This is a genomic window from Krasilnikovia cinnamomea (assembly GCF_004217545.1).
In the GTDB taxonomy this organism is placed as follows: domain Bacteria; phylum Actinomycetota; class Actinomycetes; order Mycobacteriales; family Micromonosporaceae; genus Actinoplanes; species Actinoplanes cinnamomeus.
The window spans coordinates 1,518,201-1,531,715 of the sequence record NZ_SHKY01000001.1 but is presented as its reverse complement, the minus strand read 5'-3'; the positions used below and the strand labels follow the sequence as shown (position 1 = coordinate 1,531,715).

Annotated in this window: 15 protein-coding genes; 9 read left to right on the top strand and 6 right to left on the bottom strand. The window is 72.3% G+C overall.

What is annotated here, in order from left to right:
- Positions 1-3: 3 nt before the first annotated feature.
- Positions 4-243, bottom strand: coding sequence for a DUF7455 domain-containing protein (locus EV385_RS06685; protein WP_130513132.1), 240 nt, complete (start codon positions 241-243; stop codon positions 4-6).
- Positions 244-485: 242 nt separating this feature from the next.
- Positions 486-2,111 (bottom strand): RNA polymerase sigma factor, encoded by a 1,626-nt coding sequence (locus EV385_RS06680; RefSeq protein WP_130508653.1) that lies wholly within the window; start codon positions 2,109-2,111, stop codon positions 486-488.
- Positions 2,112-2,376: 265 nt separating this feature from the next.
- Between EV385_RS06680 and EV385_RS06675 the strand changes: the two genes are divergently transcribed.
- Positions 2,377-3,198: an inositol monophosphatase family protein gene (locus EV385_RS06675; RefSeq protein ID WP_130508652.1), complete on the top strand. Its 822-nt coding sequence runs from the start codon at positions 2,377-2,379 to the stop codon at positions 3,196-3,198.
- 15 nt (positions 3,199-3,213) lie between these two features.
- Here the strand turns inward: EV385_RS06675 and EV385_RS06670 are convergent, their stop codons facing one another.
- Positions 3,214-3,753, bottom strand: a complete 540-nt coding sequence (locus EV385_RS06670) for a LytR C-terminal domain-containing protein (RefSeq protein ID WP_130508651.1) — start codon at positions 3,751-3,753, stop codon at positions 3,214-3,216.
- 396 nt (positions 3,754-4,149) lie between these two features.
- On the opposite strand from EV385_RS06670, the gene EV385_RS06665 reads away from it, so the two are divergent.
- Both EV385_RS06665 and EV385_RS06660 read left to right on the top strand, forming a co-directional pair.
- Positions 4,150-4,446: a DUF4193 domain-containing protein gene (locus EV385_RS06665; RefSeq protein WP_023561654.1), complete on the top strand. Its 297-nt coding sequence runs from the start codon at positions 4,150-4,152 to the stop codon at positions 4,444-4,446.
- 73 nt (positions 4,447-4,519) lie between these two features.
- Positions 4,520-5,296: a hypothetical protein gene (locus EV385_RS06660; RefSeq protein ID WP_242624748.1), complete on the top strand. Its 777-nt coding sequence runs from the start codon at positions 4,520-4,522 to the stop codon at positions 5,294-5,296.
- Here the strand turns inward: EV385_RS06660 and EV385_RS06655 are convergent.
- Entirely contained in the window at positions 5,293-5,808 is a 516-nt protein-coding gene (locus EV385_RS06655) for a DUF3093 domain-containing protein (protein ID WP_130508650.1), read from the bottom strand. The two genes, EV385_RS06660 and EV385_RS06655, sit on opposite strands and share 4 nt — an antisense overlap.
- Positions 5,809-5,917: 109 nt before the next feature.
- On the opposite strand from EV385_RS06655, the gene dut reads away from it, so the two are divergent.
- The 4 genes from dut (at position 5,918) to EV385_RS06635 (ending at position 8,521) form a co-directional block, all read left to right on the top strand.
- Complete coding sequence (gene dut / locus EV385_RS06650) at positions 5,918-6,400, top strand: dUTP diphosphatase (RefSeq protein ID WP_130508649.1); 483 nt, start codon at positions 5,918-5,920, stop codon at positions 6,398-6,400.
- Between the two features lie 84 nt (positions 6,401-6,484).
- On the top strand, positions 6,485-7,171 hold the full coding sequence (locus EV385_RS06645; RefSeq protein WP_130508648.1) for a DUF3710 domain-containing protein: 687 nt from the start codon (positions 6,485-6,487) through the stop codon (positions 7,169-7,171).
- Positions 7,172-7,295: 124 nt separating this feature from the next.
- Positions 7,296-7,676: an OB-fold nucleic acid binding domain-containing protein gene (locus EV385_RS06640; protein WP_130508647.1), complete on the top strand. Its 381-nt coding sequence runs from the start codon at positions 7,296-7,298 to the stop codon at positions 7,674-7,676.
- 92 nt (positions 7,677-7,768) lie between these two features.
- Complete coding sequence (locus tag EV385_RS06635; RefSeq protein ID WP_423203021.1) at positions 7,769-8,521, top strand: DUF3159 domain-containing protein; 753 nt, start codon at positions 7,769-7,771, stop codon at positions 8,519-8,521.
- A gap of 4 nt (positions 8,522-8,525) precedes the next feature.
- On the opposite strand, the gene EV385_RS06630 is transcribed toward EV385_RS06635, so the two are convergent.
- Together EV385_RS06630 and EV385_RS06625 are read right to left on the bottom strand one after the other, a co-directional pair.
- A complete protein-coding gene (locus tag EV385_RS06630; RefSeq protein WP_130508646.1) occupies positions 8,526-9,206 on the bottom strand; it encodes a potassium channel family protein in 681 nt (226 codons plus the stop codon).
- A complete protein-coding gene (locus EV385_RS06625; protein WP_130508645.1) occupies positions 9,206-9,871 on the bottom strand; it encodes a potassium channel family protein in 666 nt (221 codons plus the stop codon). Before EV385_RS06625 ends, EV385_RS06630 begins: the two co-directional genes overlap by 1 nt.
- Positions 9,872-9,959: 88 nt before the next feature.
- Here EV385_RS06625 and EV385_RS06620 point away from each other — a divergent pair, with 88 nt between their 5' ends.
- Positions 9,960-12,053, top strand: a complete 2,094-nt coding sequence (locus tag EV385_RS06620) for an APC family permease (protein WP_207229772.1) — start codon at positions 9,960-9,962, stop codon at positions 12,051-12,053.
- Positions 12,050-13,381 carry a class I SAM-dependent RNA methyltransferase gene (locus tag EV385_RS06615; RefSeq protein ID WP_130508644.1) on the top strand — a complete coding sequence of 444 codons (1,332 nt, stop codon included), beginning with the start codon at positions 12,050-12,052 and terminating at the stop codon, positions 13,379-13,381. The genes EV385_RS06620 and EV385_RS06615 overlap by 4 nt, the downstream gene beginning before the upstream one ends.
- Positions 13,382-13,515: the final 134 nt, after the last annotated feature.

Sequence of the window (13,515 nt, the reverse complement as noted above, 5' to 3'; positions counted from 1 at the left end):
AGGTCAGTTGGAGCTGGACATCATGTCCGCGCCGCGCCACGCGAATTCCGGCTCGGCGGCGTACTGCACCGCGATCTTCACCAGATCCTCGGCGTAGCGGTTGGCGTGGTGGCCACAGAACACCAGCTCACCACCGCCGGCGAGGGTCAGACGAAGTTTTCCGGCAGCGTTGCACCGGTCGCAGCGTTCATCGGCTGCTGGTCCTGCCATCGTCTCCGACGGCGGCGTGAGAGTCGGGGTCATCGCCTTCCTCCTCTGGTCGTCACCGATGAACATGTTCCTCGGCTACAGGGCACACATCGTGCAACATCCTCGAGCGTTGCGGCCTTCCCGCCGTGGCCCGGGGGGACCCAGGTCACAGGTTGTCCGGACAGTGTGCCGTGCCCCAAGGGTGCCACGTCAACGATCACTTCTGCACAACGGTCTGGTCACTACCCGACGATGTACCAGCGGTAACCATTGAGGCACGCACAGTTGAAAAGGATCTAGTCCAGGTAGTCCCGCAGGACCTGCGAACGCGACGGGTGTCGCAGTTTCGACATCGTCTTCGACTCGATCTGCCGGATCCGCTCGCGGGTCACCCCGTACACCTGGCCGATCTCATCCAGCGTACGCGGCTGGCCGTCCGTCAGGCCGAAACGTAGCCGAACCACTCCCGCTTCCCGCTCGGAGAGCGTCTGCAGCACCTGCTGGAGCTGGTCCTGCAGCAGCGAGAAGGAGACCGCGTCGACCGCCACCACGGCCTCGGAGTCCTCGATGAAGTCACCGAGCTGGCTGTCGCCCTCGTCACCGATCGTCTGGTCCAGGGAGATGGGCTCACGCGCGTACTGCTGGATCTCCAGCACCTTCTCCGGCGTGATGTCCATTTCCTTGGCCAGCTCTTCCGGAGTGGGCTCGCGGCCCAGGTCCTGGAGCAGCTCACGCTGTATGCGGCCGAGCTTGTTGATCACCTCGACCATGTGCACCGGGATGCGGATGGTGCGGGCCTGGTCGGCCATGGCGCGGGTGATGGCCTGGCGGATCCACCAGGTGGCGTACGTGGAGAACTTGTAGCCCTTGGTGTAGTCGAACTTCTCGACCGCGCGGATCAGGCCGAGGTTGCCCTCCTGGATCAGGTCGAGGAAGGCCATGCCGCGCCCGGTGTACCGCTTGGCCAGCGAGACCACGAGCCGCAGGTTTGCCTCGAGCAGGTGGTTCTTGGCGCGTTCCCCGTCGCGGCCGATCCAGCGCAGGTCGCGCTCGAACGTACGGTCGAGCTTCTCCTCGCCCTCCTCGTACGCCCGCAGCCGCTCGGCGGCGTACAGGCCGGCCTCGATCCGCTTGGCGAGCTCGACCTCCTGCTCCGCGTTCAGCAGGGGCACCTTGCCGATCTGCTTCAGGTACGCCCGGACGGAGTCGGCCGAGGCGGTCAGCTCGGCGTCGCGGCGTGCCTGCTTGAGCGCCTCGGACTCCTCGTCGTCCCACTCGAAGTCGCCTTCGGTGGCGGAGCTCGCCGCGTCGGAGGCGGCGGCCTGCACCATGGCGGGCGGCTCCTCGACGACGACGTCCTCGATCTCGGCGGCCAGCTCCTCGGGATCGATCTCCTCGCCCTCGACCGGCTCCTCCTCGCCGGGGGCGCCCGCCTTGGTGGCCTTGGTGGCCTTGGCCGCCTTCGCGGGGGCCGGTCCGGTGGTCGGGGCGGCGGCCTTGCGCGCGGCGGTCTTGCGGGCCGGGGCGGTGCCCTCGGCGGCGGCCTTGCGGGCGGGTGCCTTCTTGGCCGGGGCCGGCGCGGCGGCCCCTTCCTCGGTGGCGGCCTGCTTCGGCGCGGGCGCGGCGGCCTTCTTGGCCGGGGCCCGGGTGGCCTTGGCGGTCGTCGCCTTCGACGCCGGTGTGGCGGCGCGGGCGGCGGCGACCCGGCGCTTGGTGCTCGCGGAGCCGTCGACCACGACCGTGACGCCGGCGTCCACGAGGGCGCGCAGGATCTTCTTGGCCTGAGCCGGTGTCACCTCGGCGGACTCGACCGTCTGCACGACCTCGGCCGACGTGATCTGCCCGCCCGCGCCCTGCGCGTGCGCGATGAGAGCCTCGGTGAGGGAGCGAACGTCGGCACCGGTCTGGTGGGCTTCTGTCACGAATGACCTTCCGGAGGCGATGAGGTTGAGCGCGGCCGTATGCCCGGCGCAGCACGGCAACGGGGCTGGCCAGTGTGGTGTGGGGACCCCCGTGACGCAGACCGGCCGGCGGGCGACTGTCCGTGAAAGCGTGGGCAGGGGTGAATTGTAGCGCCGTCGTCCGGGAACTTTCCGCCGCAGCACGCCAGGGACCCTGCGGCGGGGGTCGGTCGGCCGCCGTCGGGCGGGTGCCCGAGAATGATGACGGCGGAAAGGGCGGGCAAACGTGGCACACCAACCGGCGGGATCGATCGCCGACGACCTCCTCGCGATCGCCGTCCGGGTCGCGCGCGACGCCGCCGCGACGGCCCGCCGCATGCGGGCCGAGGCGATCACGGACGTGCAGACCAAGAGCACCGACACGGACGTCGTGACGGCCGCGGACCGGGCGGTGGAGCGGCAGGTCGTCGAGGCGCTGCGGCGGGAGCGGCCGGGCGACAGCGTGCTGGGCGAGGAGTACGGCGACTCCGCCACGCCCGTCCCCGGCGCGGTCCGCTGGATCCTCGACCCCATCGACGGCACCGTGAACTACCTGTACGGCCTCCCGCAGTACGCGGTGTCACTGGCGGCCGAGGTGGACGGCGTGGTGCTGGCCGGGGTGGTCCGCAACGCCGCCACGGGCGACGAGTGGACCGCGACCCGGGGCGGCGGCGCCTGGCGCGACGGCCGGCGGCTGACCGGGTCCGCGCGGGCGACGCTGGAGCAGGCGCTGGTGGCCACGGGCTTCGGGTACGACGCGGCGCGCCGGGCGCATCAGGGTGCGGTGCTGGCCGGGCTGATCACCCAGGTGCGTGACATCCGGCGTTTCGGCGCGGCGGCGCTCGACCTGTGTCTGGCCGCCGAGGGCGCCGTGGACGCGTACTTCGAGAAGGGCCTGAATCCGTGGGACCACGCGGCGGGGGGCCTGGTGGCGACCGAGGCGGGTTTGCGCGTGGCCGGGCTGCACGGCGCGCCGCCGGGCGAACGGATGCTCGTCGCTGCGCCGCCCGCGTTGTTCGGCGCGTTGCACGACGCGCTGGTCAAGCTGGACGCCGCCGGGGGCCCCTGAGGCGGGCCGGCCGGGTCACTTGTTCTTCTTGACCGGCGCCGGACAGGCTCCCGGCGGAGCCTCGGGCTGCCCGACCTCGATCAGCGACTGGTTGACCTCGGTCGAGGTGGCCAGCTGCCGGAATCCGCTGCCGACCACGATGTCGATCACGGCGCCCTTGCGCTTCGCGTTGTACTCCAACTCGGCCTGGTCGAGGAAGTACGCCCGCAGCAGTTGCACGGCGCCCACCGCGTCCGGTCCGTACCGGATGACGGCGACGTCGGTGACCCGCTTCTTGTCCTCGTCGGGCTTCAGGACCTGGAACCGCCGGTTCTTGAAGTCGTTCGTGACATTCTCGGCCAGACCCGCCGTTGATGTCCCGTTTAGCACCTTTATGGTTACTTCGCTAGGATCGTTCGGCAATGCCAGGTTTGCCATCACGGATCCCGGCGGGCACTTGTCACCGGCCACCGCACCGCCCTGGGTGTCGCGCACCAGCGCGACGATGACGAAGACGATCGCCGCCAGGCCGAGGGCGCCGATCACGACGAGCGCTCGGACGCGCGCAAAGCTCATGGGGCAGGCTCCCGGTAGGTGGAACGACACGTGGCTCGATCGCCGTCCGGCGGCGGACGGCTCTGCGGTGAGGTTAGCGTCTGACTTCCAGGGGCGGGGAAACAGGGAATAGTTCCGGCGCGCCGACGATGATCCACGGCCGCATACCCCTACCTTGATGTCGCCTCAGTCACATCGGGAACAATTGTCCGTCCATGCGCGTACAAGCCCCTCGCGAGAGCGGTAACGTACCGCGCTCGCCGGGGCAGTTTCGCGAGGGGCGGGGGCGCCTCGGCCGCGGTCGTTCCCACTGTTCGCGAGAGCAGCGCAAATTCGACCACGGGAACCGGGAACCAGAACGACGTCGCGGGCGTTACTAACGCCAAGTGACACATCGATACAGGAGAGTGAAGACCGATGGCCACCGACTACGACGCTCCGCGTCGCGATGAGGTCGACCTCGGCGAGGACAGCCTCGAGGAACTCAAGGCCCGCCGCGCCGACTCTCAGTCCGGCGCGGTGGACGTCGACGAGGTGGAGGTGGCGGAGAGCTTCGAGCTGCCCGGCGCCGACCTCGCCGACGAGGAGCTCACCGTCAAGGTGTTGCCGATGCAGACCGACGAGTTCCGCTGCGCTCGCTGCTTCCTCGTACACCACCGCAGCCAGTTGGCGGTGGAACGCAACGGGGAACTGATCTGCCGCGAGTGCGCCTGACGGCCACCCGCACAACGCATCACCCGGCCGCCCGGCAGGCGGTCGGGCGTCGTACCGACCCCTGAGGACGACGATGACCGAGCCCGAGCACCCGGCGGCCGCCGGTTCCGAGCCGCCTGCCCCCGCGCAGGCCACCCCCGAGATCGGCGACGCCGTGGCCGCGATCGCCGATGCCGATCTGGAACCGGGCCACCGGCGCCGCTTGATCGGCCGGCTCGTGCACGACCTCCGGCGCGGGCCGGGCCGCCTGTGGCACCCCCGCGCCGTGCTGCGCTGGATGACGGACGCGGTCGCCGACATCGCGCCGCACGTCCCCGTACGTGATCTGGCCACCCTCCGCCGGCACCTGCCGGACCTGGACGACGAGGCCCTGGCCGACCGCCTCATCCGTAACGCCGCCCGGGCGACGGCCGGGGTCGGCGCCACCGGCGGCGGCCTCGCCTCCCTCGAATGGGTGGCGACCCCCGCCCTGCTGTCCGCGCCCGTCCTGCTGGCCGCCGAGACCGTCGCCGTCGTCGCCGTCGAGCTGAAGCTCGTCGGCGAACTGCACGAGGTGTACGGCCGCCCGATCACCGGCGGCCCCGCCCAGCGCGCCACCGCGCTCATGCAGTCCTGGGGCCAGCAACGCGGCCTCAACCCGCTGACCACCGGCACCGGGTTCGGGACCGTGCTCGGGACCGCCGCCCGCAAGGACCTGCAGAACACCCTGCTGCGCCGGTTCGGGCGCAACCTCACCACGTTCGGTCCGATGCTCACCGGGGCGGCCGTCGGCGCCTACCTGAACCGCCGCGCCACCCGCGCCCTGGGCGAGAAGGTGCAGCGCGACCTGCGCGGCGAGCCGCTCCGCTAGGCCCCCGCCTGCCGGGGCTGGCGCTTCGCTTCGGCGCTCGCGGCCAGCAGGGCGCTCGCCAGCTCGACCGGGCGGCGGGTGCTGACCACCCAGAACGGCGTCGGATCGGCCGGATCGTCCAGCAGCACCTGCACGGCCCCGCCGACCCACGGCCGCTGCACCACGAACGCCAGCGGATGTGCCCCGACGCCGAGCGCCTCCCGCTTGCCGTCCGCGTCCAGCGCCACCACGTCCGCGATCACGTCCAGCGGCAGCCGGGCGTCGTCGACCTGGAACTCGGCGTCGGTCACGGCGACCCGCAGCCGCCCCAGCCACACCAGCAGCGCCGCGCACACCGGCAGCAGCACCACGAACGGCACCCAGGCCCGCAGGCCCGGGCCGCCCAGCCAGATCTCGGCCGCCAGGATCGCCGCCACCGCCAGGGCGGGCGGCCACCCCCACCACGGCACGGTGAGCCGCTCGGCGTAGCGGGGTCGCGACGTCGCCGTGCTTGCGGCAGGCTCGGATGTCACGCTGGTGAGGGTACGGCGCGCCTGCCCGGCCCCGCACGGCAGGATGGGGCAGGGTAGTGCCGCCGTGGCGCGGCCGCCCGAGCCACATGAGCGAGCCGTACGAGACAGGATGGACGACGTGACCGAAGCTGTGGACGTGCCGGTCCTCCGGCTCGACCCCGACCTGCCGATGCCGGCGTACTCCCACCCGGGCGACGCGGGCGCGGACCTCTGCGCCGCCGTCGACGTCGAGCTGGGCCCCGGCGAACGCGCCCTCGTGCGTACCGGGGTGGCGCTGGCGTTGCCGGACGGGCACGTGGGGCTGGTGCATCCGCGGTCGGGGCTCGCGGCCCGCCTCGGCGTGACCGTGCTCAACGCGCCCGGTACGGTCGACGCCGGCTATCGCGGCGAGATCATGGTGAATCTCGTCAACCACGACCGGGCCCGGACGGTGCGGATCTCGCGCGGGGACCGGATCGCGCAACTGATCGTCCAGCGGGTGGAACGCGCCGTGTTCCGCGCCGTCGAGGAGTTGCCCGAGACCGCGCGCGGCGCGGGCGGGCACGGCTCGACCGGCGGGCACGCGGGCCTGCCCGCACAGCACCGTCGGTGAAGCAGCACCGTCGGTGAGGCAGCAGCGTCGGTGAACCGGACCGGACACGGTCCGGCAGGCTTGGAACGGAAGGTGGCAAGGCAGATGTTCTCCCGCAGCAAGGGGGGCCCCAAGCACGTGCGCCCCGCGGACGCGCCGCGCTCGGCCGCACTCGCCCAGAGCATGTCGGCCGAGCCGGAGCCGGGGGCGCCCGAGCGCGGCCCGTGGGACGCCACGTACGCCCCGGAGGGCGTGCAGCGGCTCGACCTGGGCAGCCTGCAGATCCCGGCGGTCGACGGCGTCGAGGTCCGGGTCCAGGCGAACCCCGACGGCGGCGTCGAGCAGGTCGTCCTCGTGGTGGGTGAGAGCGCGCTGCAGCTCGGGGTGTTCGCGGCGCCGCGCACCGAGGGCATCTGGGACGAGGTGCGGGGCGAGATCGCCGAGGCGATGGCCGCGGACGGGGTCCGCCCGCAGGAGGTCGACGGCCCGTACGGCACGGAGCTGCTGGCCCGGGTGGAGACCCCGCAGGGCCCGGCGGATGTGCGGTTCGTCGGCGTGGACGGGCCGCGCTGGATGGTGCGGGGGCTGTACCAGGGCCCGGTGGCCACCGATCCCAGCCTGGAGGGCGCCCTCGGGCAGTGCCTGGAGGGGCTGGTCGTGGTCCGGGATCAGGAGGCCCGGCCGGTCCGGGAGGCGCTGCCGCTGCGGCTGCCCCAGGAGATGGCCGAACACGCCCAGCAGCACCTCGCGGACGGCGACGGCCCCGGCGCGCCCGACCCGGCGGTGCACTGACCCGGCGTGCCCGCCAGCGGTGACGGAGGTCACCCCTGGCGGTTCCGGCGTACGGTGGACGCGGGCCTGGAGCCCACACTGTGCCGTCCCATCGGGTCGTCGAGGAGAGGTGACACGTCGGGCCATGGCGACCAACGAACGTACGACCGGCCTGCGCCGGTTCTTCGAGCGGCTGACCGCCTCCGCGGCGGAACTCGACGCGCAGGAGCTGCAGCGCGACTCCGCCAAGTGCGGGGCCGTGCTGGCCGACCAGTGCAGCCGGGGACAGGTCGTGTCCGTGTCGGGACGGCTGCGCACCGTGGCGTACACTCCGCGCACCAACCTCCCGACGTTGGAGGCCGACCTGTACGACGGCAGTGACGTGGTCACGCTGGTCTTCCTGGGCCGGCGCGCCATCCCCGGGATCGAGCCGGGGCGGCAGCTGACCGCGCGCGGCCGGATCGCCATCCGCGACGATCGCAAGGTGATCTACAACCCGTTCTACGAGCTGGAGGCGCCCCGGTGACACCCGGCAGCGAACCCCGTCACGCCGCGCCGCGCGAAGGGGTGGAAGATCGCGTTGCCGAGGAGGTCGTGGAGGCGCTCAACCTGCACCCCGTGACGGAGGAAGTCGCCGAGGAGCTGAGCCTGAACCCCGGCGCGGACGGCGACCAGCCGGCCCGGGAGCCGGTCGCCGAGGGCGAGGAACCGCTGCCGACCATGTCCGAGCAGATCGCCGACCAACTCGGCGGCATGCGCGGCCTGATCGAGTCCAGCGTGCCGGTACTGGCGTTCGTGCTGCTCAACTTCATCGTGGGGCTGGACGCGTTCGGCCTGCCGGAGGACTCCCGCACGGGGCTGTACATCGCGATCGGCGGCGCGGTCGGCACCGCGGTGGTCATCGCGATCTACCGGCTGGCCCGCCGCGAGCCGATCCGGCACGCGATCAACGGGCTGATCGGCATCGCGCTGGGCGCGTACCTGGCGGCGCGCTCCGGGCAGGCCAAGGACTTCTACCTGCCCGGAATCCTGATCACGCTGGGCCAGGCGGCGCTGCTGCTGCTCTCGACCGCCTTCCGCCGCCCGATCATCGGGTACGTGTGGGCCGTGATGGCGAACAAGGGCAAGCACGACTGGCTGGAGAACAAGCGCCTGCTCGGCACGTTCCAGTGGCTGACGGTCGCCTGGGCGGTCTCGCTGATCGTGCGCGGCGGCGTGCAGGCCCTGCTCTACTGGCTGGACCGCCCCGACCTGCTCGGCGTGGCACGGATCTTCCTGAGCTGGCCCATCTACGCCGGCATGCTGGCGCTGACGGTGTGGGCGGTGCGCCGCGCGACCCGGGCGGAGCGCGCGGCACAGGCCGCCGCCTGATCCGTTACTGCCCCCGGGGTCCGGCGTCGCCGCCCAGCACCACCGCGCGGACCGCGTCCTCCACCTCGGTGGTGCACACGAAGATCAGCTCGTCGCCCGCCTCCAGCGGGTCGTCCGGCGTGGGGACCAGCACCCGCTTGCCGCGCAGCACCGCCACCAGCGCGGCGTCGCGCGGCATCGGCACGGAGCGCACCGGCTGCCCCACGTACGGTGCGTGCGCCGGCAGGGTGATCTCCACGAGGTTGGCCTCGCCCTGCCGGAACGTCATGAGCCGGACCAGGTCGCCGACCGTGACCGCCTCCTCGACCAGCGCGGCCATCAGGCGGGGCTTGCTGACCGCCACGTCCACGCCCCACTGCTCGGTGAACAGCCATTCGTTCTCGGCCCGGTTCACCCGGGCCACCACCCGGTTGACCGCGAACTCGGTCTTGGCCAGCAGCGACACCACCAGGTTGGCCTTGTCGTCGCCGGTGGCGGCGACGACCACGTCGCAGTTGGCGACCTCGGCCTCCTCCATGCTGGTCAGCTCGCACGCGTCGGCGAGGACCCACTCCGCCTCGGGCACCCGCTCCGGGCGCAGCTGGCGCGGCTGGCGCTCGATCAGCATGACCTGGTGACCGTTGCCGATCAGCTCCTGCGCGATGGACCGGCCCACGTTGCCGGCACCGGCGATGGCGATGCGCATCAGTGCCCCCCTACTGCGGCGCCGGACGCGATCTTCAGCACGTCGCCGACCGTATCGTCGGTGACCAGCACGAACACCTGGTCACCGTCCTGCAGCACCATCGACGGGCTGGCCAGCGACCCGATGCCGAAGCGCATCAGGTACGCCACCCGGGCGCCGGTCGCGTCCTCCAGCGCCTTGACCGTCTTGCCGATCCAGTCGCGGTGCAGCGGCGCCTCGACGATGGATACCGCGCTGGTGGGGTCACGGAACACCTCGACCGTGCCCTCGGGCACCAGATGGCGCACCATCCGGTCGGCGGCCCACCGGATCGTCGCCACCGTGGGGATGCCGAGCCGCTCGTAGACCTGGGCGCGGCGGGCGTCGTAGATGCGGGCCACCACCCGGGGCACGCCGTACGTCTCGCGGGCCAGGCGGGCCGAGATGATGTTCGAGTTGTCGCCGCTGGACACGGCCGCGAAGGCGTCGGCGCGCTCCACGCCCGCGGCCGTCAGCACCTCGCGGTCGAAGCCGATGCCGGTCACCGTGATGCCCTTGAAGTCACCGCTGAGCCGCCGGAACGCGTCGGCGTTCTGGTCGATGATGGCCACGGAGTGCCCGCGGGCATCGAGGTTGTGGGCGAGGGTGGAGCCGAGCCGGCCGCACCCCATGATCACCACGTGCACTGTTGGCACCTTCCCGCTGAGTTCGTACAGAGCAGAGCGTGCCATGCGGCGTTGCCGCACGGTCGACGGGGCGGCATACGGCGTACGCATGGCGCCCGTACGCTTGGCGCTTGTGGCAAGACCGACTTCTCTCGTCAAGCGGCTGCTGGTAGGCCGGCCGTTCCGGTCCGACCGGTTGCAGCACACGCTGCTGCCGAAGCGGATCGCGCTGCCGGTGTTCGCCTCCGACGCGCTCTCCAGCGTGGCGTACGCGCCCGACGAGATCCTGCTGACGCTGTCCATCGCGGGGGCCGGCGCGTACGTGTACTCGCCGTGGGTGACCCTGGCCGTGGCGGTCGTGATGGTCACCGTGGTCGCCAGCTACCGGCAGAACGTGCACGCCTACCCGTCCGGCGGCGGCGACTACGAGGTGGCCACGGTCAACCTCGGCCCCCGCTACGGCGTCGCCGTGGCCAGCGCGCTGATGGTCGACTACATCCTCACCGTGGCGGTGTCCACGGCCGCCGGGGTGAGCAACCTCGGCTCGGTGGTGCCGTTCGTCGCCGAGCACAAGGTGGCCATCGCGCTGCTGGCGATCGCCGGGCTCACCGCCATGAACCTGCGCGGGCTGCGGGAGTCGGGCACGGCCTTCGCCATCCCGACGTACGCGTTCATCATCGTCATCGTCGGGATGATCCTCACCGGGCTGGTCCGGATCTTCGTGCTGGGTCAGGACCTGCACGCGCCCAGCTCGACGCTGGTCATCTCGGCCGAGGAGAGCCACCTGACCAGCTTCGCATTCGCGTTCCTGCTGCTGCGGACGTTCTCGTCGGGCTGTGCCGCGCTGACCGGTGTCGAGGCGATCTCCAACGGCGTGCCCGCGTTCAAGCCGCCGAAGAGCCGCAACGCCGCCACCACCCTGCTGCTGTTGGGCTCCATCGCGATCGTGATGCTGGTCGGCATCATCCTGCTGGCCCAGGCCACCGGCCTGCAGTACGTGGAGGACGCCGCGCAGATCGTGTCCGGCCCGCCGGACTACGTGCAGAAGACCGTCACCACCCAGCTCGGCGAGGCGGTCTTCGGCAACGGCTCGATCCTGCTCTACGTGGTCGGCGCGGTGACCGCGCTGATCCTGTTCCTGGCCGCGAACACGGCGTTCAACGGCTTCCCGGTGCTCGGCTCGATCCTCGCCCAGGACCGCTACCTGCCCCGCCAACTGCACACCCGGGGCGACCGGCTGGCGTTCTCCAACGGCATCGTCTTCCTGGCCATCGCGGCCGCCACGCTGGTGGTGGCGTTCCAGGCCGAGGTGACCCGGCTGATCCAGCTCTACATCGTCGGGGTGTTCGTGTCGTTCACCCTGTCGCAGGCCGGCATGATCCGGCACTGGAACCGCCTGCTGCGCACCCAGCGCGACCCGAACGTGCGCCGCCGGATGTACCGGTCGCGGGCCATCAACACCTTCGGGATGCTGATGACCGGCGCGGTGCTGATCATCGTGCTGATCACCAAGTTCCTGCTGGGCGCCTGGATCGCCATCGCCGCGATGCTGGTGATCTACGTGATCATGCTGGGCATCCACAAGCACTACACCCGGGTGTCGCGGGAGCTGCAGCCGACCGAGGAACGGCCGGTCCTGCCGTCGCGCAACCACGCGATCGTGCTGGTCAGCAAGGTGCACATGCCGACGCTGCGGGCGCTGGCGTACGCCCAGGCCACCCGGCCGGACACGTTGACGGCCGTGACGGTCAACGTGGACGACAAGGACACCCGGGGCCTGCAGGAGGAGTGGGAGCGGCGACAGCTGCCGGTGTCACTGACCGTGGTGGACTCGCCGTACCGGGAGATCACCCGGCCGATCATCGACTTCGTGAAGAGCGTCCGGCGCAAGTCACCGCGCGACGTGGTCACGGTCTTCGTACCCGAGTACGTCGTGGGCCGCTGGTGGGAGCACCTGCTGCACAACCAGAGCGCCCTGCGGATCAAGGGCCGCCTGCTGTTCGAGCCGGGCGTCATGGTGACCAGCGTGCCGTGGCAGCTGCGCTCCAGCCAGGACAAGAACCTGGAGCGCCTGGACCGCGACCTCACCCGGGTCCCGGCGCGCGGTCCCCGCTTCGGCAGCGCCGAGGCGCCGCCGCCACCCGCGGTACCCGACCGCCCGGTCGCCGCGGTCGGCGACCCGTCCGCCGACGAGCGGCCATGACCCTGCCCGAGCGTCCGAGGGACCTGGCCGAGACCCCGGACGACCTGCCCGAGCCCCCGGAAGACCTGGTCGAGGGTGATCGGGTGGAGTTGCGGGTCGGCGCGCCCGCGCACGGCGGGCACTGCGTCGCCCGGCTCGGCGGCCCGCACGGCCGGGTGGTGTTCGTCCGGCACGCCCTGCCCGGCGAGCTGGTCACCGCCGAGGTGACCGAGCTGCACCGCGGCTACCTGCGGGCCGACGCGGTGCGGGTGCACGAGCCGTCGCCCGACCGGGTCGCCCCGCCGTGCCCGTGGGCCCGTCCCGGCGCCTGCGGCGGGTGTGATCTTCAGCATGTCGCGGAGGACGCGCAGCGGGGCTGGAAGGCGGCCGTCGTGCGGGAGGCCCTCACCCGGATCGGCGGCCTGCCCGCGGATACCCTCGACGCGCTCGGCGTACGGGTGGAACCGCTGCCCGGCGGGCCGCTCGGCTGGCGGACCCGGGTGCGGTACGCGGTGGACGCCGCCGGACGGGCCGGACTGCTGCAGCACCGCTCGCATCAGGTGGTGCCGATCGACCGCTGCCGCATCGCGCACCCCCTGCTCCAGGATCTCGACGTCACCGCCCGCTCCTGGCCCGACGCCGACGCGGTGGAGGTGGTGGCCTCCACCGGGGGCGACGTGAGCGTGGCGGTGCGCCGGGCGGCGAGCGCGCCGCTGCCCCCCGACAACTCCGGGACCGATGGCCCGGGTGGCGCTCGTACCCAGCTCACCGGCCCGGCGCTGGTGCGCGAGGTCGCGGCGGGCCGGGACTGGCAGGTGCCCGCGGAAGGCTTCTGGCAGGTCCACCCGGCCGCGGCGGACACCCTGGTCACGGCGGTGCTGGAGCTGCTGCGCCCGGCGCCGGGCGAGATCGCCTGGGATCTGTACGGCGGTGCGGGCCTGTTCGCCGCGGCGGTGGCCGAGCGTACGGGGGCGCGTACGACCGTGGTCGAGTCGTCACCGACCGGGGTGGCGGCGGCCCGGGCGAACCTGGCCGACCTGAGTGGCGTGGAGGTGGTCGCCGCGAAGGTGGACGTGGCCCTGGCCCGGCGCCGGGTGACCGGCCCGGTGGACCTGGTGGTGCTGGATCCGCCGCGGACCGGGGCCGGGGCGAAGGTGGTGCGGTCGGTGGCGGCCGCGCGACCGCGGGCGGTGGCCTATGTCGCCTGCGATCCGGTGGCGCTGGCCCGGGACGTGGCGACCTTCGCGGCTGCCGGGTGGCGGCTGGCGCGGTTGCGGGCCTTCGACTGTTTCCCGATGACCCAGCACGTCGAGTGCGTGGCGCTCCTGCTGCCGGACGGGCCGCACTAGCCGCTTGCCGCGCTGCCGCCGGGCGGCTGCGGCTGATCCGGTACGGCATCGATGATCATGGTCGTCTTCTTGCCGGTTCCTGTGACTCGCTTCACCCCCGGCCGGCGACGGCTGTGTGGGTTTGGTGAGGGATC